Annotated in this window: 19 protein-coding genes; 15 read left to right on the top strand and 4 right to left on the bottom strand. The window is 40.3% G+C overall.

The window, feature by feature from the left end; genetic code table 11:
* The first annotated feature begins 176 nt into the window (after positions 1-176).
* The 6 genes from AA0Y26_RS15355 to AA0Y26_RS15330 all read left to right on the top strand — a co-directional run bounded on the left by AA0Y26_RS15355 (position 177) and on the right by AA0Y26_RS15330 (position 7,863).
* Positions 177-761 carry a biotin transporter BioY gene (locus tag AA0Y26_RS15355; protein ID WP_413362957.1) on the top strand — a complete coding sequence of 195 codons (585 nt, stop codon included), beginning with the start codon at positions 177-179 and terminating at the stop codon, positions 759-761.
* A gap of 35 nt (positions 762-796) precedes the next feature.
* On the top strand, positions 797-1,126 hold the full coding sequence (locus tag AA0Y26_RS15350) for a CHY zinc finger protein (protein WP_413362956.1): 330 nt from the start codon (positions 797-799) through the stop codon (positions 1,124-1,126).
* Between the two features lie 262 nt (positions 1,127-1,388).
* Positions 1,389-1,934 (top strand): DUF1697 domain-containing protein, encoded by a 546-nt coding sequence (locus AA0Y26_RS15345; RefSeq protein WP_413368237.1) that lies wholly within the window; start codon positions 1,389-1,391, stop codon positions 1,932-1,934.
* Between the two features lie 543 nt (positions 1,935-2,477).
* Positions 2,478-3,650 (top strand): MDR family MFS transporter, encoded by a 1,173-nt coding sequence (locus AA0Y26_RS15340; RefSeq protein WP_413362955.1) that lies wholly within the window; start codon positions 2,478-2,480, stop codon positions 3,648-3,650.
* Positions 3,651-3,844: 194 nt separating this feature from the next.
* On the top strand, positions 3,845-7,057 hold the full coding sequence (locus tag AA0Y26_RS15335) for a DEAD/DEAH box helicase (protein WP_413362954.1): 3,213 nt from the start codon (positions 3,845-3,847) through the stop codon (positions 7,055-7,057).
* 173 nt (positions 7,058-7,230) lie between these two features.
* Positions 7,231-7,863, top strand: coding sequence for a LysE family transporter (locus tag AA0Y26_RS15330; RefSeq protein WP_413362953.1), 633 nt, complete (start codon positions 7,231-7,233; stop codon positions 7,861-7,863).
* Between the two features lie 297 nt (positions 7,864-8,160).
* On the opposite strand, the gene AA0Y26_RS15325 is transcribed toward AA0Y26_RS15330, so the two are convergent.
* On the bottom strand, positions 8,161-8,283 hold the full coding sequence (locus tag AA0Y26_RS15325) for a YjcZ family sporulation protein (protein ID WP_413362952.1): 123 nt from the start codon (positions 8,281-8,283) through the stop codon (positions 8,161-8,163).
* A 643-nt stretch (positions 8,284-8,926) separates the two neighbouring features.
* On the opposite strand from AA0Y26_RS15325, the gene AA0Y26_RS15320 reads away from it, so the two are divergent.
* Together AA0Y26_RS15320 and AA0Y26_RS15315 are read left to right on the top strand one after the other, a co-directional pair.
* Positions 8,927-9,367, top strand: a complete 441-nt coding sequence (locus AA0Y26_RS15320; RefSeq protein WP_413362951.1) for a cell wall hydrolase — start codon at positions 8,927-8,929, stop codon at positions 9,365-9,367.
* A 151-nt stretch (positions 9,368-9,518) separates the two neighbouring features.
* Positions 9,519-9,752, top strand: coding sequence for a hypothetical protein (locus AA0Y26_RS15315; RefSeq protein ID WP_413362950.1), 234 nt, complete (start codon positions 9,519-9,521; stop codon positions 9,750-9,752).
* 152 nt (positions 9,753-9,904) lie between these two features.
* Here AA0Y26_RS15315 and AA0Y26_RS15310 read toward each other — a convergent pair whose 3' ends face one another.
* Positions 9,905-10,531, bottom strand: a complete 627-nt coding sequence (locus AA0Y26_RS15310) for a cupin domain-containing protein (RefSeq protein WP_413368235.1) — start codon at positions 10,529-10,531, stop codon at positions 9,905-9,907.
* A 285-nt stretch (positions 10,532-10,816) separates the two neighbouring features.
* Here AA0Y26_RS15310 and AA0Y26_RS15305 point away from each other — a divergent pair, with 285 nt between their 5' ends.
* Positions 10,817-11,587, top strand: a complete 771-nt coding sequence (locus tag AA0Y26_RS15305) for a GNAT family N-acetyltransferase (protein WP_413362949.1) — start codon at positions 10,817-10,819, stop codon at positions 11,585-11,587.
* 24 nt (positions 11,588-11,611) lie between these two features.
* Positions 11,612-12,361, top strand: coding sequence for a class I SAM-dependent methyltransferase (locus tag AA0Y26_RS15300; protein WP_413362948.1), 750 nt, complete (start codon positions 11,612-11,614; stop codon positions 12,359-12,361).
* A gap of 322 nt (positions 12,362-12,683) precedes the next feature.
* Here the strand turns inward: AA0Y26_RS15300 and AA0Y26_RS15295 are convergent, their stop codons facing one another.
* Positions 12,684-13,442, bottom strand: a complete 759-nt coding sequence (locus AA0Y26_RS15295) for an MBL fold metallo-hydrolase (RefSeq protein WP_413362947.1) — start codon at positions 13,440-13,442, stop codon at positions 12,684-12,686.
* 118 nt (positions 13,443-13,560) lie between these two features.
* Between AA0Y26_RS15295 and AA0Y26_RS15290 the strand changes: the two genes are divergently transcribed.
* Positions 13,561-13,971, top strand: coding sequence for an Lrp/AsnC family transcriptional regulator (locus AA0Y26_RS15290; protein WP_413362946.1), 411 nt, complete (start codon positions 13,561-13,563; stop codon positions 13,969-13,971).
* 92 nt (positions 13,972-14,063) lie between these two features.
* A complete protein-coding gene (locus AA0Y26_RS15285; protein ID WP_413362945.1) occupies positions 14,064-14,201 on the top strand; it encodes a YfhE family protein in 138 nt (45 codons plus the stop codon).
* 75 nt (positions 14,202-14,276) lie between these two features.
* On the opposite strand, the gene AA0Y26_RS15280 is transcribed toward AA0Y26_RS15285, so the two are convergent.
* Complete coding sequence (locus tag AA0Y26_RS15280) at positions 14,277-15,281, bottom strand: nucleoid-associated protein (RefSeq protein ID WP_413362944.1); 1,005 nt, start codon at positions 15,279-15,281, stop codon at positions 14,277-14,279.
* 417 nt (positions 15,282-15,698) lie between these two features.
* Here AA0Y26_RS15280 and AA0Y26_RS15275 point away from each other — a divergent pair, with 417 nt between their 5' ends.
* Genes AA0Y26_RS15275 through AA0Y26_RS15265 form a run of 3 tightly spaced genes read left to right on the top strand, consistent with a single transcriptional unit; the run spans position 15,699 to position 18,769 of the window.
* Positions 15,699-16,994, top strand: a complete 1,296-nt coding sequence (locus tag AA0Y26_RS15275; protein WP_413362943.1) for an ammonium transporter — start codon at positions 15,699-15,701, stop codon at positions 16,992-16,994.
* Positions 16,969-18,054, top strand: coding sequence for a DUF294 nucleotidyltransferase-like domain-containing protein (locus AA0Y26_RS15270; protein WP_413362942.1), 1,086 nt, complete (start codon positions 16,969-16,971; stop codon positions 18,052-18,054). Before AA0Y26_RS15275 ends, AA0Y26_RS15270 begins: the two co-directional genes overlap by 26 nt.
* Positions 18,044-18,769, top strand: coding sequence for an exonuclease domain-containing protein (locus AA0Y26_RS15265; RefSeq protein ID WP_413362941.1), 726 nt, complete (start codon positions 18,044-18,046; stop codon positions 18,767-18,769). Before AA0Y26_RS15270 ends, AA0Y26_RS15265 begins: the two co-directional genes overlap by 11 nt.
* Positions 18,770-18,830: the final 61 nt, after the last annotated feature.

Here is an 18,830-nt window from a genome sequence, read left to right as displayed (position 1 = left end):
GATCAACAGAGGTCTTGTTGGTCGTTTCTTTTTGCCTATTAATATAGGGCTGTTTAAAGAGAAAATGACTAACAGGAAACTCAATGCAATTTAGTTAACCTGTTAAAATTATAGGTTGACACATAATAGGCGATTAAATATACTATCCCTAACATCGGATTTCAGGAGGGATATAAATGACGACTACAACAGCCAGAACAGCAAATCATTCACGCACGCTGCAAATGGTTCAAATTGCAATGTTTTCCGTACTAATGATGATCGGTGCTAATATTTCTGCCTTTTTAATTATCGGTGGTGTACCCATCACACTTCAGACATTTTTTGCTTTACTAGCTGGTATTATATTAGGGAGCCGTACAGGAGCAATTGCTATGCTCTTTTATGCATTTATCGGGCTGGTTGGTCTGCCTGTATTCTCTCAATTCTCGGGTGGCCTCGATTCACTCGCTATGCCTACTTTTGGCTTCATCCTTTCGTATATCATTGTTGCCTACGTAGTTGGAGAGATCGTTCGGAAGTTTCCAACGGTAAAAGGATTTGTGATTGCAGCGTTGGTTGGAACTGCCATCAACTATATAATAGGGACGAATTGGATGTACGCAGCCTATAAGCTATGGTTTGCGGCACCAACGGGCTTTACTTATGAAATGGCATGGGCATGGATGGTTGTACCATTACCGAAGGATATTATTCTTGCTGTTTTTGCAGGAGTATTCGGTTATCGATTAAAGCCGATTGTACAAAAGTATGGAAAGTGAGATCTTGCGTCGCTTCAGGAAATAAGGGGGATATAATGCTTCTTCATGGTCACGAAATAAAAGGCACTGAGGTTGATAAAGAAACACGCTGTCTGCATTATCACACAGAAATCGACCGCATTGCCATTAAATTTTATTGCTGCAATACATATTTTCCTTGCTTTTCCTGTCATGAAGAGGAAGGGTGCAGTAACCCGCAAGTTTGGCCGGAGAATGAGTTCCACCAAAAAGCAGTACTATGTGGAACTTGTGGCTATGAGCTTACAATCAATGAGTATTTAGCTTGCCGTTCTTCATGCCCATCCTGCAAAAGCTCATTTAATCCAGGCTGCAGCTTGCATAAACATTTGTATTTTGAAGTGTAACAGCTAAGATATTCCTCGGGTTCCGCTACTTATATTAGTAGCGGGCTTTTTTATTTGGCTATTTGAATACTTATATAATCAAGTCATAAAGTTTTGTAATTGGTTCATGAAAGAAGGAATTGTTTCTCGTTCCCGCGAAATCTACATAACAGGAAAAGGTAAGCCAAATATAGTTGTTTATCTGGAAATTTCCCCCTACTACTACCCAGTGGTGATAGAGTTTCCAAAAATGACTGAGGAAAAAGGTGAAAGGAAGATAGTTATGATTTATATCGCTCTTCTTAGAGGAATCAATGTAGGCGGAAAAAATAAAATTGACATGAAGTCCCTTAAACAAACGTTTGAACGAGCCGGAATGAATGATGTGGTGACATACATTAATACAGGTAATATTATTTTTTCAAACAGCGGGCTATCAAAAAATGAACTATCACATATTTTGGAGGAAGCGATACATACTGATTTCGAATTGCAAATTAAAGTCATTGTGCGCAGTATCGAAGATGTGAGAGGAATCATACAAGCTATTCCTGATACATGGAAAAATAATAAAGACATGAAAAGTGATGTCATGTTTTTATGGGATGAAATTGATCATGAGTCTGTTCTTGAGCAATTGGTTATCAAACCAGCTATTGATACGGTGAAATATGTCCCTGGAGCGATACTATGGTCTATTGATAAGAAAAATGCAGCCAAAAGCGGGATGTCAAATATCATTGGAACAAAACTATACAAACAAGTTACCATTAGAAATGTTAACACCGCTCGTAAGATATATGAAATCATGCAAGGCCAGACGAGTTAGCTTATCGGGACAGTTGGTGCTTTTGAGTTTTAAGAACGAAAGCCTTTATGAGGAAAGAGTTGTTGGGTAATAAAATTGTTCAATTTAACTCGTTTTTTAAAGGTATGGTTACGATACTTGTGTAAATTAAGCTGCATGTTAGATAGATGAACTTCTCTATACCCATTTGACAAAGCGGTTTTTCGGGAAGAACAGCAGCCACTGTTGCCACATCCTCCAAATTTGAGTAGCAACCTCACAATCCCGGCTCCGCTTTTTTGCGCTTCAGAAACTACCTAAAATTTATATTCTTCGTTATTGCTCACTAATACCCTTTACCTGCCGTAACCCCTCTTTAAGATTTTTTATTTAAATTACTGGGGCATCGCCAGCTGTTGAAGCAGCAGGTTTTTTGTTGATTGCACCTACCAAACTGATGGGCTCAATCCGCCATTTTGGTCTACGAGACTGTAGCTATTATTTCAAATTTTAAAATAACGAATATTTCCAATTGAGTTTTATTACTATATAATGTTTCGTATCACTTTTTAAGAAAGGCAGATTATGAGATCGATACTTCACTATTTTCACCCGCTCGTATGGATTATTTTGTGCGGGACTATTTTTGCTAGGACAGCAAGTTTTATGGCGATGCCGTTTTTAGCACTTTATTTACATAATGAACTACATGCCTCTCCGCTCTTAATCGGGATGACGTTAGGGGTTGCGCCGCTCTTTTCCACATTCGGCGGTCTAATTGGGGGATATTTAACGGATCGCTTTGAAAGAAAATACGTCATTATCACCACGGTCTTTGTGTGGAGCCTTACATTTTTAGGCTTTGCGTTTGCGCCGAGTGCCGCATTTTTTGTCGTACTGAATGCATTAAACGGTTTGTGCCGCTCATTTTTTGAGCCGGGCACACAGGCGTTAATGATTGATTTTACGGAGGATAGTAAAAAGAGAAGACTGTTTTCTGTCCGCTATACTGCCATCAATATCGCTGCAGTCATTGGACCACTTCTTGGTGTCTGGATTTCGAGTCTCTCCAGTGCCTCCATCCCTTTCATGATTACAGCAGTGATGTATGCGATGTACGGGTTATTTTTACTCATTGTTTTAAATCGTTATGAATCGAAGCAGCAGCAATTAAGCGGCAGCCATAAAATGAGTGCCATTTTTAATGCGGTTGTCCGCGATCGAAAGCTGTTTTACTTTATCATTGCCGGTATTTTAATTTCCCTTGGTTATTCGCAGTTTGACTCTACGCTGCCTCAGCTGATCGATATAAAAGTAGAGGATGGTGTAAAACTATTTTCATACGTCATTGTGGCCAACTCGATTACAGTGCTTGCCTTGCAGCTGCCATTAACGGTCATGATTGAAAAAGCGAATATCTACACATCATTAAAGATTGGAATTACAATTTTTGCAGTCGGTTTATTTTTATTTGGTATATCAGGGAATTACTGGACATTCATCGTCAGTATGATCATCTTTTCAGTCGGAGAGATTTTCTGTTTCCCGACAATGAATGCGGTGATTGAGGAAATTGCTCCCCTCGACCAAAAGGGCATTTATTTAGGAGCTACTCAGCTGAAAAATATTGGCGGCTTTATCGGACCGATATTTGGCGGCTGGCTGTTAGTAGCCGCCATTGATTGGATGTATGTTGTCATTGCGCTGCTGATGCTGAGCAGTATTGCCATTTACCGAAGAGCACTGCGATTAACGTAAAAAAGTAAGGCAAAGCTGTTTAGTGATTCACCCCTTTAAGTAATCATTGTAAAAACCATTCCTCTGCGAATGATGATACACTTTACTTAGAGGGGACTTTTTGTGTCTTGAATAAACAAACTATAGATTTAAATATCTTGATAATATAACAGTGCTGTTGGTTATTTAAATAGTAGCAGGAAGGAGCGGCATCCATGGACGTGAAAATTACGCAGAAACTCATAAAAGATATGTGCGGTAGCGCCTCCTTCAAAAGAGGAGAAGCTTACTACCGAGCGAATAGAGTAACGATTACTGATGATCGTACCGATCAATGTACAGCTATTGTGAAAGGGGCAGAGGATTTCCAAGTCACGGTTGAAAAAGATTTGTCTGGCCGTATGCAAACATCCTGTAGTTGTCCAACGCTTGGGGATTTCAGCAAGAGCTGTCAGCACGTAGCGGCTGTTTTGCTGGCCATCCAGGAAATAAAGCTGCATAGGAATCATTCATCTGCCGTATTGTCAGGGCATTCAATTGAGGAAGAGCCGTCGGAAGGGGTTTTATCGCTTTTTCACGAAGGGCGGGGGAGAAAAAGCCGCCATCAGCTTCATTTTGAAAAACGACAAGTACTTAACATCAGGTTTTCGCTTGTACCGTATCTTTTCGGGAAAGGACAGCGATTGTTTGGTGTAGAGTTATTTATTGGCCAAATGAAAATCTCACCTGTTCGTACGTTTCTTCAACACGTAAAGCTGGGGACGCCTTGTACCTTATTTCCTGCTTTCACCTTTGACCCGGCAGAGCATTGTTTTGTAGCGGAGGTAGATATGGTATTGCACGAGCTCATCCGCGTTGCTCGGGATGAAATGACTTTATTAGAGGCGGCGCCGCATGATGCCCAACATGCAGCCCGTCCAGAAGTGCTGCTTATTCCGCCTTCCGCATGGGGAGTGCTCGTTCCGTTACTTGTCTGTCTGCCAGATATGTGGGTTGAACAGGAAGGGGAGGCACCCCAGCGTTTGCAGGTTGCAGCAGGAGTGCCTCCGTTACACTTTCTTGTAGAAGAAGAGGACGGAGAGTATCAATTGACGGTTAAAGGTTTTGATCGAATGCTGCTGTTCAGTGCCTATAATGTTGTACTAGAAGGGGGCAGCAAGGTATTTCAGTTGAATGAGGAAGACTGTGAGCGGCTTCTGGAATTACAGGAAATGCTTATAGCGCCCGGCGCAAACCATGTGCCGATTCCTTTTGGACAGCTGCATTTCTTTTTGAATAAAGTGGTACCGGGCTTAAGGAAAATTGGTCAAGTGGACCTGTCAAAAGAAGTAGCCGAGCATATGATAAAAACTCCGATTGTAGCGAAGCTCTACTTGGATCGTTTGAAAAATAGACTGCTTGCAGGACTGGAATTTCATTATGATCATATTGTCATTCAGCCCTTGGAAGATCCGGAATATCAGACAAATCCGATGATTATGAGGGATTTAAAAAAAGAACGTGAAATTCTAGAGATGATGGAGGAGAGCGGTTTTACGAAAACGGACGGCGGGTATTTTATGCAAAATGAAGAGTTGGAATATGACTTTTTATATCATGTTCTTCCCGAGCTGCAGCCACTTGTGCAGATTTATGCGACGACTGCTGTTCGTCATCGACTCGTAAAGAAAAGTGCCTTTCCTAAAATTGTCGTAAAGGTAAAGAAAGAACGAACAAATTGGCTGGAATTTACTTTTAAGATGGATGGGATTTCCGATGATCAAATAAAGGAGATTTTACAGGCGCTTGAAATAAAGCAGAAATATTACCGGTTGCCGAATGATTCTTTGTTGTCACTTGAAACGAAGGAAATGGAAGAAATTCGACGCTTTTTACAGGCAGGGCCAGTACAAGATGATCATTATATGACCAAGTTGGACATGCCAATAATAGAAAGTTTAAAATTCCTGGAGCTGATGGAGGAAAGTGAAGTATTTGACCCCGAGGATTCCTTCCGGCAGTTTCTCGATCAATTACGTCAACCAGAAAAGTTGGATTTTGAAGTGCCGCAAACGCTAAAAGAAATATTAAGGGGTTACCAAATACAAGGATTTAAATGGATGAAGGCACTGGCAAGCTATGGGTTTGGCGGAGTGTTAGCTGATGATATGGGACTGGGAAAAACAGTGCAGAGCATTGCATTCATTGTCTCGGAACTAGCTAATATAAGAGCTTGTGGAAAGACTGCTCTCATTGTGTGTCCTTCTTCTGTAACATACAATTGGCTGCATGAAATCATGGCTTTTGCGCCTGAGGTTCAAGCAATCGTTATTGATGGAAATCAAGAAATGAGGAGAGAGCTGCGGCGTGGTCTTCATGATATAGATGTCTTGATTACCTCTTATCCCTTACTCCGGCAGGATTTTTCATGGTACGAAAAGCAATCATTCCATACGGTGTTTTTTGATGAGGCGCAGGCATTTAAAAATCCGATGACCCAAACGGCTCGGGCGGTGAAAAAGATAAAGGCTGATCACCGTTTTGGGCTGACAGGAACACCTATAGAAAATAGTCAGGAAGAGCTTTGGTCGATTTATCATGTTGTGTTTCCGCAGCTATTCCGGGGACTCCAGGAGTACAGTCATTTAACAACAAAAGATATTTCACGAAGAGTTCGTCCATTTTTACTCCGTCGCCTAAAAGAGGACGTACTAACGGAGTTACCAGGTAAAAGGGAAGCAATTGAATTCTCAGAGCTGCTTCCGGAACAAAAAGAACTTTATGCAGCGTTGTTGGCGAAGCTTCAATATGATACATTAAAGCATCTTGATAAAGAAAGCTTCCGGAAAAACCGTATTCGTATTTTGGCAGGATTGACAAGATTGCGGCAAATTTGCTGTCACCCGGGCCTATTCGTAGATGGCTACACAGGAAGTTCCGCAAAATTTGAGCAGCTGCTGCAAATACTCGAGGAATCCAGACTCTCAGGAAGAAGAGTACTGATTTTCTCGCAGTTTACGAAGATGCTCGATCTCATTGGGCGGGAGCTTACGATGCAAGGCCAAGCGTATTTCTATCTTGATGGCCAGACACCTTCTGCGGAGCGGGTTGAGCGATGCAATCGATTCAATGAGGGCGAGGGGGATGTATTTTTAATTTCATTAAAGGCAGGCGGAACAGGCTTGAATTTAACGGGAGCTGACACGGTCATTTTATATGATCTTTGGTGGAATCCAGCAGTAGAGGAACAAGCGGCAGGACGTGCGCATCGGATGGGCCAGAAAAATACAGTGCAGATTATTAAGCTCATCGCACGCGGCACGATTGAAGAAAAAATGAATGATCTCCAAGAGAAAAAGAGGGATCTCATTACAGATATTCTCGAATTTGAAGAGAAAGTATCAAGTACCTTAACGGAAGAGGATATTCGGGAAATTTTAATGATGTAAGTTTATTATAAGAAAAATTTTAGGCAGCTGTGCGTATACAGCTGCCTTTTTGCCGTTAGCATACTACTGTTAAAAACTCACTTAGCAGGATAGAATTTTTATTCCTTTTAATGTATAATAATTCCTGTAAACGGATGAAAGAGGAAAGGATAAGCATTGAAAGAAGTGTTGTTATGAGTTTGTATTTTGCGTATATCTTGGTCGGGTTAGCGATTGCTATGCCAGTTGGAGCAATTACAGTGGAAATGACAAAACAAGGGTTGAAAAACGGTTTTATGCATGGCTGGGCGGTAGGTATTGGCGGTATGACGATTGATGTGCTGCTGATTTTTGCACTCTATTTTGGGCTGGCTCAATTTTTAGCACTCCCTTATATCCAAATGCCCTTGTGGATTATTGGAGCTATCTTTTTATTTCTACTAGCTTATGACTCGATAAAGAATGCGGATAAAGATATCACCTTAGCAGGCGAAAAAGTAAATAAATCGCTTGGTAAGACATATCGCAATGGCTTGTTAGTGGCTGTCTCTCCAGGAAACCTTGTGTTTTGGGTATCAGTGTTTGGAGCGGTTTTAGCAGATTCTTATACAGCAGATAGTTCAAACCATTTTATCATTGTTTCATTAGGAATTTTAACAGGTATTTTACTGCATGATGTTGGGCTTTTAACGATTGTTTCTGTTACACGAAAGATTATGAATCGTCAAATGATTAAGTGGACCTCCATTGTTGCAGGGGTTTTATTATTCGGGTTTGGTTTATATTTCTTGTATAATTTTTATGTAGATATTCAAGCATATATTTAGCTATTAACCTCATGTATACTTAACTATTAATTTATTCATTAACTAATAAATTTACAATTTCACTAGCCATCTATCTTTGATTTTCCGGGGTAGATGGCTAGTTTGTTTTTCACTTTGAAAACGGTATATCTAAAATTTTTAGAAGCCAATGAAAAAAACTTCAAACATGCCTCAATTGTTGAAGTATTTTCGTCAGTATGCCCGTTAAGGATCACGGTGTTTAATAGTTTTGAACTAAAGGTGTTAATATAGGTTATTTTGATGCGAAGGATCAAAATACGTAACGGTTGTTATAAATTAGCAGGAGCCGCCTACGAATACTGCACCAACAATAATAAGGAGGATAAATAGCACAACGATTAAAACAAATCCACTGTTGTTGTTGCCTTTATCATAGCTTCCGCCAACATAGTTAGACATATAAATTCACCGCCTTTCTTATACTATGTTATGAATTTCTTTTTAAAAATAAGGTACAAGTGCGGAGTTTTAACTTAGTTTCCTTATCTTAATTTCGAAAAGGCTAATGGTAGGCTTATAAGCATATTTTTCAACTAGCGGGGACTGATTATTCCAATACTAAACGGGTTTAAAAGTAAAGTTGGTAAAAGAGTGAAAATCAGGACTAGGTAGTTTTTGGCTTCCTCAAGACAATTGCGATTGAAATGAAAAACGGTCGTATTGAGTATTCTCCTGCTTTTCAATTCTTATCGCCTCATAGAATGTATGTCTCGATATTTTTGGAAGCTATAGCCATGCAAAATAACAACCGGAAGAAGAGTAATGAGGCAGCACAGGAAAATAACTCAGTGAGCTAAGCATTTACACTTGATGTTATAGCGGGTTTGATTCAATCGTGGTCTGCTAAATTGAATCTCTTGTGAAAGGTAACACTCTTCTGCTATCTATTGCTTTCTCATAACAATAAATTTCTCAAGAGATTCAATCCTATTCGATCATGTACATAAAGAGATGTTCTTTTATAAGATTTCCAGATGAAGCTAGCTGGTCGATCCAGACACCAACGGGAGCTTTTTTCATACTATAATTTTGAGGTGAAAAAATGCCAAGAGTCAAATACCGAGATGCCGATGTTGCTTTAGTGGCAAGAATGATGAGAGCAGAAGCTGAAGGTGAAGGAAAGCAAGGAATGCTATATGTTGGAAATGTTATTGTTAATCGGGCTGTAGCGGATTGTTTAGATTTTAGAGATGTTAGGACGATTGAACAGGTTATTTATCAAGTGCAAGGCGGGAATTATTCTTTCGAAGCAGTTCAAAAGGGGAACTTATTTTATGAGAGGGCGCGGCCTACCGAGTTAAGATTAGCAAGACAAGTGTTGGATTATTGGAGGCAACATCCAGCGAGATATGCCCTGTGGTACTTTAACCCATATGCTCCGTGTCCTCCAACATGGTATGGTCAACCATTTACTGGTCAATTTAAAGATCATTGTTTTTATGAGCCGGCCGCTGGAACATGTGAAAGTGTTTATCTTGGATAGACTATCGATAAGTTAATAATCATTAAGGTGCGCGATTGTATAAGAAAACGATTATTGAACAAGCAATTGTGTTCAGTGATCGTCTTTTTTATTTGTCGTTATAATATTCCTCTTCCTTCACATGCTATCCCTACAAGAGGAGGGAATAAATATGGATACAGAAGATAAACAGCCTTTTAAAGAGATGCCCTATCAAAAGCGGAAAGAAATGCTGGAAGCAGCGGAAATCAGCATTTACGACTTACATGAAGATATGCAAACGGTTGATGATATCCCGATGGACGAGTTGAATCAAAAAGTAGTAACGGAAAGCAGCCAATCTCATCTAAATCGTTTCCCAGGAATGATAAACCTCGAACGTAATGAACAGTCTGGTGCAGAATAACTTTTTGTAAAAGATAAAAAATCGCAATCTGGCAGTAAGTCTGCATTGCGATTTTTTACTATCTGATGACTTATATGAAGAGGCAATTAGTGACGGTAATAGCATAAAGCACTTAGCCTGCTCATTACCCGCTTTAAGGTAAGGTTATTTACTTAACAATGGTATGGATAATAAAAATAGGGATTCATATAGCTTGGATAGGCGTGAATAGAGGGAGTATGGGGGAGGGTTGCTCTCTGACTTGTATGGCTGCAATGTTTAGAAGGCCCAATAAATGTTGATGGTGTGATTGGAGCAATAGCTTTCTTCCATAGGTTTTCGTCCATACAGTAGGTATGCGCCATAATATCCGTTGGCGTAAATTTTAAAATATCTGAACCTAGAATCACCTCAGGAGTAGGGGCGTCGAAAATAGCTAGTAAATGGGTATTGTCGATAGTAGCAACTTCATAATGCCACCAGCCTTTCGGTACATTGGCGACCTGACCTGGGGTGATGCAGTAGCTCTGGATTTGCTTTGTAAATGGGTTGAGGATAGAGACAGTAGCAGCACCGGATATACAATAAACTAATTCAGCAGCATTTTGGTGGTAATGTGGCTCCACTACATTGCTGGCGCTAAGGAAAATATCCAGTAGAGAAACATTTTCTAATGTATTTAGCTGTTCAACACCTAGAATGTTGATTTTATTTTGTGAATCTTTTTTAAATAAAGTGCTTTTATTCAGGTCAAATGTGAACTGCGCGGATGGTGAATTATAATCGACAGTTGAATGAATGATTACATCCTCCTTAAAAATTTTATGATCATCATTAGCCCACGATATGCAACGATTTTTTTTAGGGTTGGATGAGTGCCTAGCCCGCCTTATTTAAAACCACGGCTTTACATAAGATTGCTCTCAGTCAAGATTCTGATGCAAGTAAATCTAACAACTGTTATCATAGCTGCAAAAAGTTATAGATTTCTATTTACTGGAACTTTAAAGTAGGTAATAGCGTAGTAGTAAAAGAGAGAATTTAGAATTTTTAAATAAAAAATTTTCTGGTAAGGAGAGAAAGTAATGAGCTTTGTCCAAATGACAAAAAGTAATATAGAAACTGAACATATATGCTGTGCGCTCGGGACAAAACAATATGAAAATGCAGTAACAGCGAAAAAACAGTGGCTAACGGAAAGAATGGAAGAGGGATTGGGTTTTTACCGTTTAAATGAACGGGCCAAAGTATTTATAGAATATATTCCTGCTGCAATGGCTTGGGCACCTATTGAAGCACCGAATTATATGTACATTAACTGTCTATGGGTTTCTGGTAAATATAAAAATAACGGATATGCAAAACAATTACTGGAGCACTGTAAAGGTGAGGCTGTCAAGCTTGGTATGGATGGGATCATACATATTGTCGGTAAGAAAAATTACCCGTATTTGAGTGATAAGCGTTTCTTTGAACATATGGGGTTTGAAGTAGTAGACGAAGCAGAGCCTTATTTTCAATTAGTAGCATTAAAGTGGAATAAACAAGGTGCCCAGCCTTCTTTTAAGAAACAAACAGCTCCTCCTCTCACTGAACAAGGAATCTGCATTTATTATACAGCTCAGTGTCCATATGCTGTCGGTATTTTAGAAGAGTTAAGATCAGTAGCGGAGCATAACGGTATTCTTTTTAAAGCCTGTAGAGTAACGACTAAAGAGCAGGCACAAAATTCACCAGCCATATGGACAACGTTTGGCTTGTTCTATAATGGAAAATTCATCACGCACGAAATAATGAGTCCAAATAAATTTGAGAAGTTACTAACAAAGTTAGTAAAGGAAGAGCAGCAAATATAGTTTTTAAAAGGGGAGGATATTTTTATGAATATAAATCAAATGTTGAAGGTCAATAAAAGAGGGTGGGAAAAATCGGCGGAGCGCTTCTTCGGTCGATCGGCGCTTCCAGAGTATGGGCCATTTGCAGAGCGGGAGGATGTGCTTTGTTTATTTGGCGAGATTGGTGGAAAAGCAGTACTTGATATTGGCTGCGGCAGCGGGCATTCATTGCAGTATATGGGAGATAGCGGAGCTTCCGAACTATGGGGAATTGACCTTTCCGCCAAGCAAATTAATACAGCCTCTAATGTACTGAGCAATCAGAAAAGTGTAGTTAGGCTGTTTGAATCACCAATGGAAGAGAATCCTGGGTTGCCGAGTAATTATTTTGATATCGTTTATTCCATTTATGCACTTGGATGGACAGTCGATTTAAATCGTACACTACTGAATATACAAAGCTATTTGAAGCCGGGCGGTGTGTTCATTTTTAGCTGGGAACATCCCCTTCACGATCGACTAACCTACGAAAATGAAACCTGCATTTTAAATAAATCCTATATTGAAGAGGGCCCGGAATTAAATGAGGCATGGCACAATGAAGTTATTATCTACCATAGGAAATTGAGTACGTATATAAATACCTTAATTGATGCAGGCTTTATCATTGAAAAAGTAATCGATGATGTTGTATTGCCGGATGAACCATCGATTGACACTTCGCGGTGGTATTCGACACAAAAGGCAGCATTAGTACCGGCAACATTTATTATAAAAGCGACAAAGAGAAAGTAAGAGGTTCGTACACCATGCGTACTAGAAGTTCATATTATGAACGGAAAAATATATGCTCATTTATAGACACTGAAATGGATAAAGAAGCTCACCATTCAGAAAGAAGGGTGAGCTCAGCCTGTTGACAAACGCTTTCATTCATCGTTGCTTGCCTTGCTCGTCCCCTCATGAACTTAAGTTCTATTCGCGTCTTCGCTCGTCGGCGCGCCTTGTCTGGCAAGCGTTTTCAAGACAGACTGAGTAAACCTTTATTTTAAAAATCTATCTTCACTCTGAGCTCACCATTCAGAAAGAAGGGTGAGCTATTTGCAAAGAGATGCCCTTAAAAGGAAAAGCCATCGCCATCATTCGGAACAAGTACATTCCGGGAGATTCCTTTATCGCTGATAAAATTTCGTAATTCCTCACGTGATAATGTCCAGTGGTTGACAGCTTCCATGTGACTAGCGATGATTATAGCGTGTGGAGCTGCCTTATGCACTTCATAGACATCTGCTATGCCCATTACGAGCGAGCCGCCTTCTAGAAATTGATTGTCTCCAGCATTCACGACAATAATTTCAGGATTGAATGTACGAAGCGTTTTTTCCACACCTTCGTACCATACTGTATCTCCCGCAATATAAAGGGTTTTTTCGCTTTCATGCTTAAACACAATACCGCAAACTGATCCCGAGAACTTTAAAATTTCGCCACGGCCATGCTCACCTTCTGTTTTGATTAACTCTATATCTTCCCAAGTAGTCTGTTCGGTTAATACTTCGACATTCGTAAACCCTGCAGCTTTCAAGATTTGTCCATCTTCATCGTTTTGTACAAACATTTTGATCGTCTTCGGTAATGCCTCTTTTGCTGTATCATCCCAATGATCTAAATGAAGATGTGTTACAATGACGGCATCCACATCTATGATTTCCTCAATTGGTTTAGGTAACTCTACCAGTGGGTTGTTTTGATCCTGGCGCACTGAGTTTGGAAAAGGTAGGTATGATCCTTTCGCCGCTAAAAATGGGTCGATTAAAAAACGTTTGTTTGCATACGCTACGATTAATGTAGCGTTGCGGATTTGTTCAATTTTCATCAGTAAAGCTCCTTCTTATAGAATGTACACCTAGTTTATATTATGAGCGATCATGCTTTACATAGAAGAAATCAAGTCTTTTTGGTATTTGGCTTGATTATTGAAAGGATTTGATTGAATGTTAGATCATACCGATCTGCTTATTCTAGAAGAGCTTCGAAAAAATAGCCGTATTACAATGAAGGAACTGGGGGAAAAAGTCCACCTCACCGGACAAGCGGCTGCAGCTCGGGTCGCCAAATTAGAGGACAATGGGGTAATTAAGGAGTATACGATTCATGCAGACTGTTCAAAATTGGGGTTAGGTATTCACGCTTTCATTAATATTATGATGGAGAGTGCTGATCATCGGCCGTACATATCATTCATTCATATGCAGAATCCATATGTAATAAATAATTATAGAATCAGCGGAGAAAGCTGTTATTTATTAGAATGCAGATTTCCTTCAAATGAAGTGTTAACACAGTTTTTAGACTCGCTCCACAGGTATGCTAACTATAAGTTGTCGATTGTTATTACGAAATGAAAATCCTGATATTGCATATTATCCTTTCCTCCGTATATCCATTGCTTCGCCGGAAAAACTATGGAGATATAAAAAGAAAGGAGTGTTTTTTGATGAAGGATCAACGACCGCCGCATGAGCAGTTGACGACAAAGGATAATGGTTTATCATCGACGCAGGAAGTGATCTACCGGAAAGAGTTTAAACGGGCCGATCAGGCGACGACGAAGAAAGACAAAAATAAAAAATAAATACGAATGCCCACCGAAGCAGCCAGGCTTTTCGGTGGGCATTTTGAGTATCAAAAGAAAAACAGCAATATGGTATTATACTTCTTCTTGGAAATAAATTTTATAGAACTTACGGTTCGTGGCCTCATCATAGCCGACTTCAATCAATTCTTCAATTTCTTCGACATCTCGCACATTAACTTGAATTTCAATATTGTCATCCAGCTTAATCTTCCGTTTATATGTTTTTTCAACCTTGGCGATCGCACTCTCTGAAATGACAGTTTCATATGGCTTCACAGTATTGATGATGATGTCCTTCTGGACCGAATCTGCTTTTTCGAATACTGCCTCAATATAGTCGTTCACTTGGAACTCTTCTTCATTTCTGAAATAATCAAGTGTTTTGTTGAGAAGTCCGAGCTTTTCAGTATTTGAGAAGTTTTCTTCTTTTAGGATAATTTTTTTGCATTCGGTCAAAGCAAGGTTCGTTTTATGATAGTGTTCATCGGCAGCCTTGATCTTCAGGAAGCGCTCCTGCCAGTAGACAACATCTTCTTTCCTCTTGGTTTTAATGAAGACAGCAGGAGGCTCATCCTGTCCCATATCTACGATAACAGCCATATTGTTGCTTTTCTTTACATTAATACCATCTATGCCGCTCACAGTCATTTTGTTTTGTACGTTTTTTACATCAAGGAACATTTCCTTTTCGTCGATTTTTACGATGGCCAGCACTTTTTTTGCTTCTGAATGCCAGTAACAGTTATCAAAATAGCCAATGAATAATTCACCTGGCTTGATATTCGGATGCTGGGAGGCGGTATGAAGGTGCGTAGCGATATGCTTTGATTGCTCAAGGAAGCCATTTTCATGATCGAAAATGGATTTCACATATGTATAAACTTCATTCAAGCCGATGTTTGTTTCATGGAAGAATTCGAATTGCTGCTCTAAATCGAGCTTGCCGAATGCCAATTGAGTAAACGCTGCTTCCAGCAGAACATCCGGCTGAGACATTGCCTCTTCGCCCATGACAAGAGCATCACCTACATAATGGACGGCGTATTTTGTTAATTTGCTTTCACTTACTTCAAGCATGGATTTCACCCTCTACATAATAATTGCTGATAATCTACCTTATCATATTCAACCCTATCTTTTCATCCATTTTCGAAAGTAACAGCTGCTTTGCAATTTAGTAAAAGAAGACAAAAGAAAGGCAACTTGTTTTTTTTCATAAAGCTAACAACCTATTTCGAAAATATGTAATAAAAAATGACATGAAAGGAAGTGTAGAAAAACGGTCGAAAGATCTAAAACAGAAGGTTTAATACAGTAATTTATAAAAGCTGCAAATCTATACATGTAGCATTTCTTTACATAAAAATCAAAAAATTTAAAAAACATCTTGAAAAAAGCGGAAATACATGTAAAATGAAAATATAAATAAATCATGTTACTTTTTATGACATAAAATAAACATTAAAAGTAACATAATGAAAAGGGGGAGTTTTAATGGATGAAGTAATGTATTTAATGAACAGCTTATGGACGATGGTAGCTGCCGTTCTCGTCATTTTCATGATTGGTGGATTCATCCTCTTGGAAGCAGGTTCGACTCGGATGAAAAATGCGGGACATGTAGCAGGGAAGACAGTGTTTACATTCGGTTTGGCATCCCTTGTGTTCTGGGCTGTAGGCTACGCCTTCATTTTTGGAGGTAATGCGAATTTCTTTACGGGTATGACGGATTTCTTCTATTCAGGTGAAAATGCAGCAGACGGCTCGTTGGCAACTACGGTATTCTTTGTTTTCCAATTAGCATTTGCAGGCATCTCCGTAACAATTGCACTAGGCGGTTTCGCAGAACGTGCGAAGTTCTCGGCTTATGTGATCTTCACTATTCTCTTCGGTATCATTGTTTATCCAATTATCGCTCACTGGGTATGGGGCGGCGGCTGGTTAGCTGAGCACGGCAAACAGGACTTTGCAGGCTCGACAGTTGTTCACTTGACAGGTGCGATGGCAGCACTGGCTGCAACAATCATTCTAAAACCACGTATCGGAAAATATAATAAGGACGGCTCAGCCAATAATCTGGCAGGGCATAACCAAGTATACACAGCGTTAGCGGTATTAATCCTGTGGGTCGGCTGGTTCGGCTTTAATGCAGGCAGTACTGTCTCGGTTGACGGCTCATTCTTCGGCTTCGTTGCAGTAAACACAAATCTCGCAGCAGGTGCCGGTGCGGTAGCGGCAACACTTATTTCTTGGTTAGTTTTAGGGAAGCCGGATATCCCGACAATTTTGAACGGTGCACTTGCAGGGCTTGTCGCGATTACAGCATCTTGTGCTTTTGTAGATGTATGGGCTTCGGTAGTCATTGGATTTGTAGCAGGTATTATTGTATTCTTCAGCTGCCGTTTCTTCGAAAAGCGCAAAATCGATGATCCGATCTTCGCTTTATCTGTACATGGCACAGCGGGTATTTGGGGTACGCTATCAAATGGTTTATTTGCTACACCGGAACTTGCGACGACCGGTCAGGCGGGTCTATTCTACGGCGGCGGCCTACACCAATTATGGGTGCAGTTCATGGGAGTAGTTGTATGCGGTGCCTTTGCTTTCGTTGTATCATTTGTAATCCTATGGGTGATGAAAAAAGTAATGGGCAGTATCCGGGTATCGGAAGAGGAGGAAATCATGGGCTTGGATATTAGTGAACATGGCAGTTATGGATATCCAGAGCAAATGGCAACAGAGACGGTCCTAACTACTTCCATCAGTGAGCAAAAGGAAATCCGAATTTAATAAATATAAAAAAGCCTCTGAAGCAGGGGCTTTTTCTGGCATTATTCATATGGAAGGAGCTGCTTGCAGGAAAGGAAGTGAACAGGTGGAAACGTATGAATCAATCCGGCTATGGAAAGACCAGGAAATACAGCAATTCCGCCACGATTCCCACGCATTGAATCGATTTCATGATGAAGTAATGCTGAAAGTGTTGGAAGTTGCTAAACAACAAATTGAGCTGACAAGTCCTCCGTGCCGTTATACATGGTTTATTACAGGAAGCGGCGGGCGGCTTGAGCAGGGCCTTATGAGTGATCAGGATCATGGTATCATCTATGAGACATCAAATGAGCAAACCGATTGGTATTTCAAGCAGTTGGGGAATGAGCTGGCTGATGGTCTGCATTTAGCAGGGTATCCTTATTGTCAGGGTAAGATTATGAGCTCCAATCCACTGTGGCGTAAGTCAATAGATGAATGGAAACAGCAGCTGCACCTTTGGCTGAAGGATGGAGGCTGGGATTCTATTCGGCAGCTTCAAATCTTTTTTGATGCCCGTCCGCTATATGGAGAAGAAGTATTCATTCACGAGCTGAAGTCTTTCTTTTTCACATATATAGAAGATCATCCGCAGCTGTTAGAGAGGTTTATGCGGAATATTGAGCATATTAAGCACGGTATCGGGCTGATGGGGCAGATTTTAGTAGAGCGCTACGGTATATATGAGGGATGTGTTGATTTAAAGTACGCTGCATTCCTGCCTTATGTAAATGCCATCCGCCTTCTTTCTATTAAAGAAGGACTATTTGAAACGCCAACACTCGTTCGAATCGCCGAATTGAAAAAGGTAAAGTGTTATGCGGAGCTGCTGCAGCATAGCGAGGAAAACTTTCGCAGCCTGCTCAGCTATCGCTTGACTTTAGCGAATGCAGCCCATTATACAGATACGCATTATTTAGATATACAAACATTATCGAAGCAGGAGCGCAAGGTGTTGAAGCGGATTTTAAAGGACGGAAAACAGCTTCATGAACACATACTGGCTCATATAAAAAAGGGTGTGGAGTATGGCATTTGAACCGTTTATGCAAATGTTAAGGGGGTTTAGAGGAAGGCGTGAGGGTGATGCAGGTGCTGGAAGGATCCAAAATGCACAGCAGTTGGCGTATTTGCGCAGCATGCAGCGGGAAATCAGCAAATCTGATCCGATGAATGTACCGTTAAAGGAGATGCCATTTCTGCTCTTTGATATAGAAACAACAGGCTTTCATCCGGAGAAGGGGGATAGTATCCTTTCGATTGGTGCAGTCAAAATGCGCGGAGCTGACATTCTGGAAGAGACTTTCTATTCGCTTGTACAGTACGATAAGGAAATATCCTCTGAAATTACCGAGCTGACAAATATTACGACTGAAGTGGCAAGGGAGGCCCGTCCTTTTCCTGACGTATATATGGAGTTTCTAAAGTTCAAGTCAGACAGTACCTTTGTTGCCCATCATTCCGTCCATGAACGGACATTTTTAGAACATGCAAGTACAAAACTCCTCCGTACCTCGTTTAAACACCGGATTGTCGATACATCCTTCCTTTTTAGGGTGGTGAACCCGTCTCTTACTTTAACGACGCTTGAGGATTTATGTGTTTTACATGAGATTGAGGTGAAGGATCGTCATCATGCTTTAGGTGATGCAAAAATGACGGCAATGCTTTGGAGTCTCTATTTGGAAGAGGCCATACAGCAGGGGTATGAAACGTTGAGTGATGTATATTTGAAATTTTCGCAGTTGACATAAAAAGAAGGCTTTGCAACCGTAAAAATCGTCGGGTGTAAAGCCATCTGCTCTAAAGAATCAC

Source organism: Lysinibacillus canaveralius (assembly GCF_047301505.1).
In the GTDB taxonomy this organism is placed as follows: Bacteria; Bacillota; Bacilli; order Bacillales_A; family Planococcaceae; genus Lysinibacillus_B.
Note: the sequence above shows the minus strand (reverse complement) of the source record. Positions and strands in the feature narration are given on the sequence as shown.

Bases quoted from the DNA above. Each gene is read 5' to 3' on its own strand.
- AA0Y26_RS15350 (WP_413362956.1), top strand. From the start codon at position 797: ATGCTTCTTCATGGTCACGAAATAAAAGGCACTGAGGTTGATAAAGAA.
- AA0Y26_RS15320 (WP_413362951.1), top strand. From the start codon at position 8,927: ATGCCAAGAGTCAAATACCGAGATGCCGATGTTGCTTTAGTGGCAAGA.
- AA0Y26_RS15290 (WP_413362946.1), top strand. From the start codon at position 13,561: ATGTTAGATCATACCGATCTGCTTATTCTAGAAGAGCTTCGAAAAAAT.
- AA0Y26_RS15355 (WP_413362957.1), top strand. From the start codon at position 177: ATGACGACTACAACAGCCAGAACAGCAAATCATTCACGCACGCTGCAA.
- AA0Y26_RS15285 (WP_413362945.1), top strand. From the start codon at position 14,064: ATGAAGGATCAACGACCGCCGCATGAGCAGTTGACGACAAAGGATAAT.
- AA0Y26_RS15300 (WP_413362948.1), top strand. From the start codon at position 11,612: ATGAATATAAATCAAATGTTGAAGGTCAATAAAAGAGGGTGGGAAAAA.
- AA0Y26_RS15345 (WP_413368237.1), top strand. From the start codon at position 1,389: ATGATTTATATCGCTCTTCTTAGAGGAATCAATGTAGGCGGAAAAAAT.
- AA0Y26_RS15325 (WP_413362952.1), bottom strand. From the start codon at position 8,283: ATGTCTAACTATGTTGGCGGAAGCTATGATAAAGGCAACAACAACAGT.
- AA0Y26_RS15315 (WP_413362950.1), top strand. From the start codon at position 9,519: ATGGATACAGAAGATAAACAGCCTTTTAAAGAGATGCCCTATCAAAAG.
- AA0Y26_RS15265 (WP_413362941.1), top strand. From the start codon at position 18,044: ATGGCATTTGAACCGTTTATGCAAATGTTAAGGGGGTTTAGAGGAAGG.
- AA0Y26_RS15295 (WP_413362947.1), bottom strand. From the start codon at position 13,442: ATGAAAATTGAACAAATCCGCAACGCTACATTAATCGTAGCGTATGCA.
- AA0Y26_RS15305 (WP_413362949.1), top strand. From the start codon at position 10,817: ATGAGCTTTGTCCAAATGACAAAAAGTAATATAGAAACTGAACATATA.
- AA0Y26_RS15340 (WP_413362955.1), top strand. From the start codon at position 2,478: ATGAGATCGATACTTCACTATTTTCACCCGCTCGTATGGATTATTTTG.
- AA0Y26_RS15280 (WP_413362944.1), bottom strand. From the start codon at position 15,281: ATGCTTGAAGTAAGTGAAAGCAAATTAACAAAATACGCCGTCCATTAT.
- AA0Y26_RS15335 (WP_413362954.1), top strand. From the start codon at position 3,845: ATGGACGTGAAAATTACGCAGAAACTCATAAAAGATATGTGCGGTAGC.
- AA0Y26_RS15275 (WP_413362943.1), top strand. From the start codon at position 15,699: ATGGATGAAGTAATGTATTTAATGAACAGCTTATGGACGATGGTAGCT.
- AA0Y26_RS15330 (WP_413362953.1), top strand. From the start codon at position 7,231: ATGAGTTTGTATTTTGCGTATATCTTGGTCGGGTTAGCGATTGCTATG.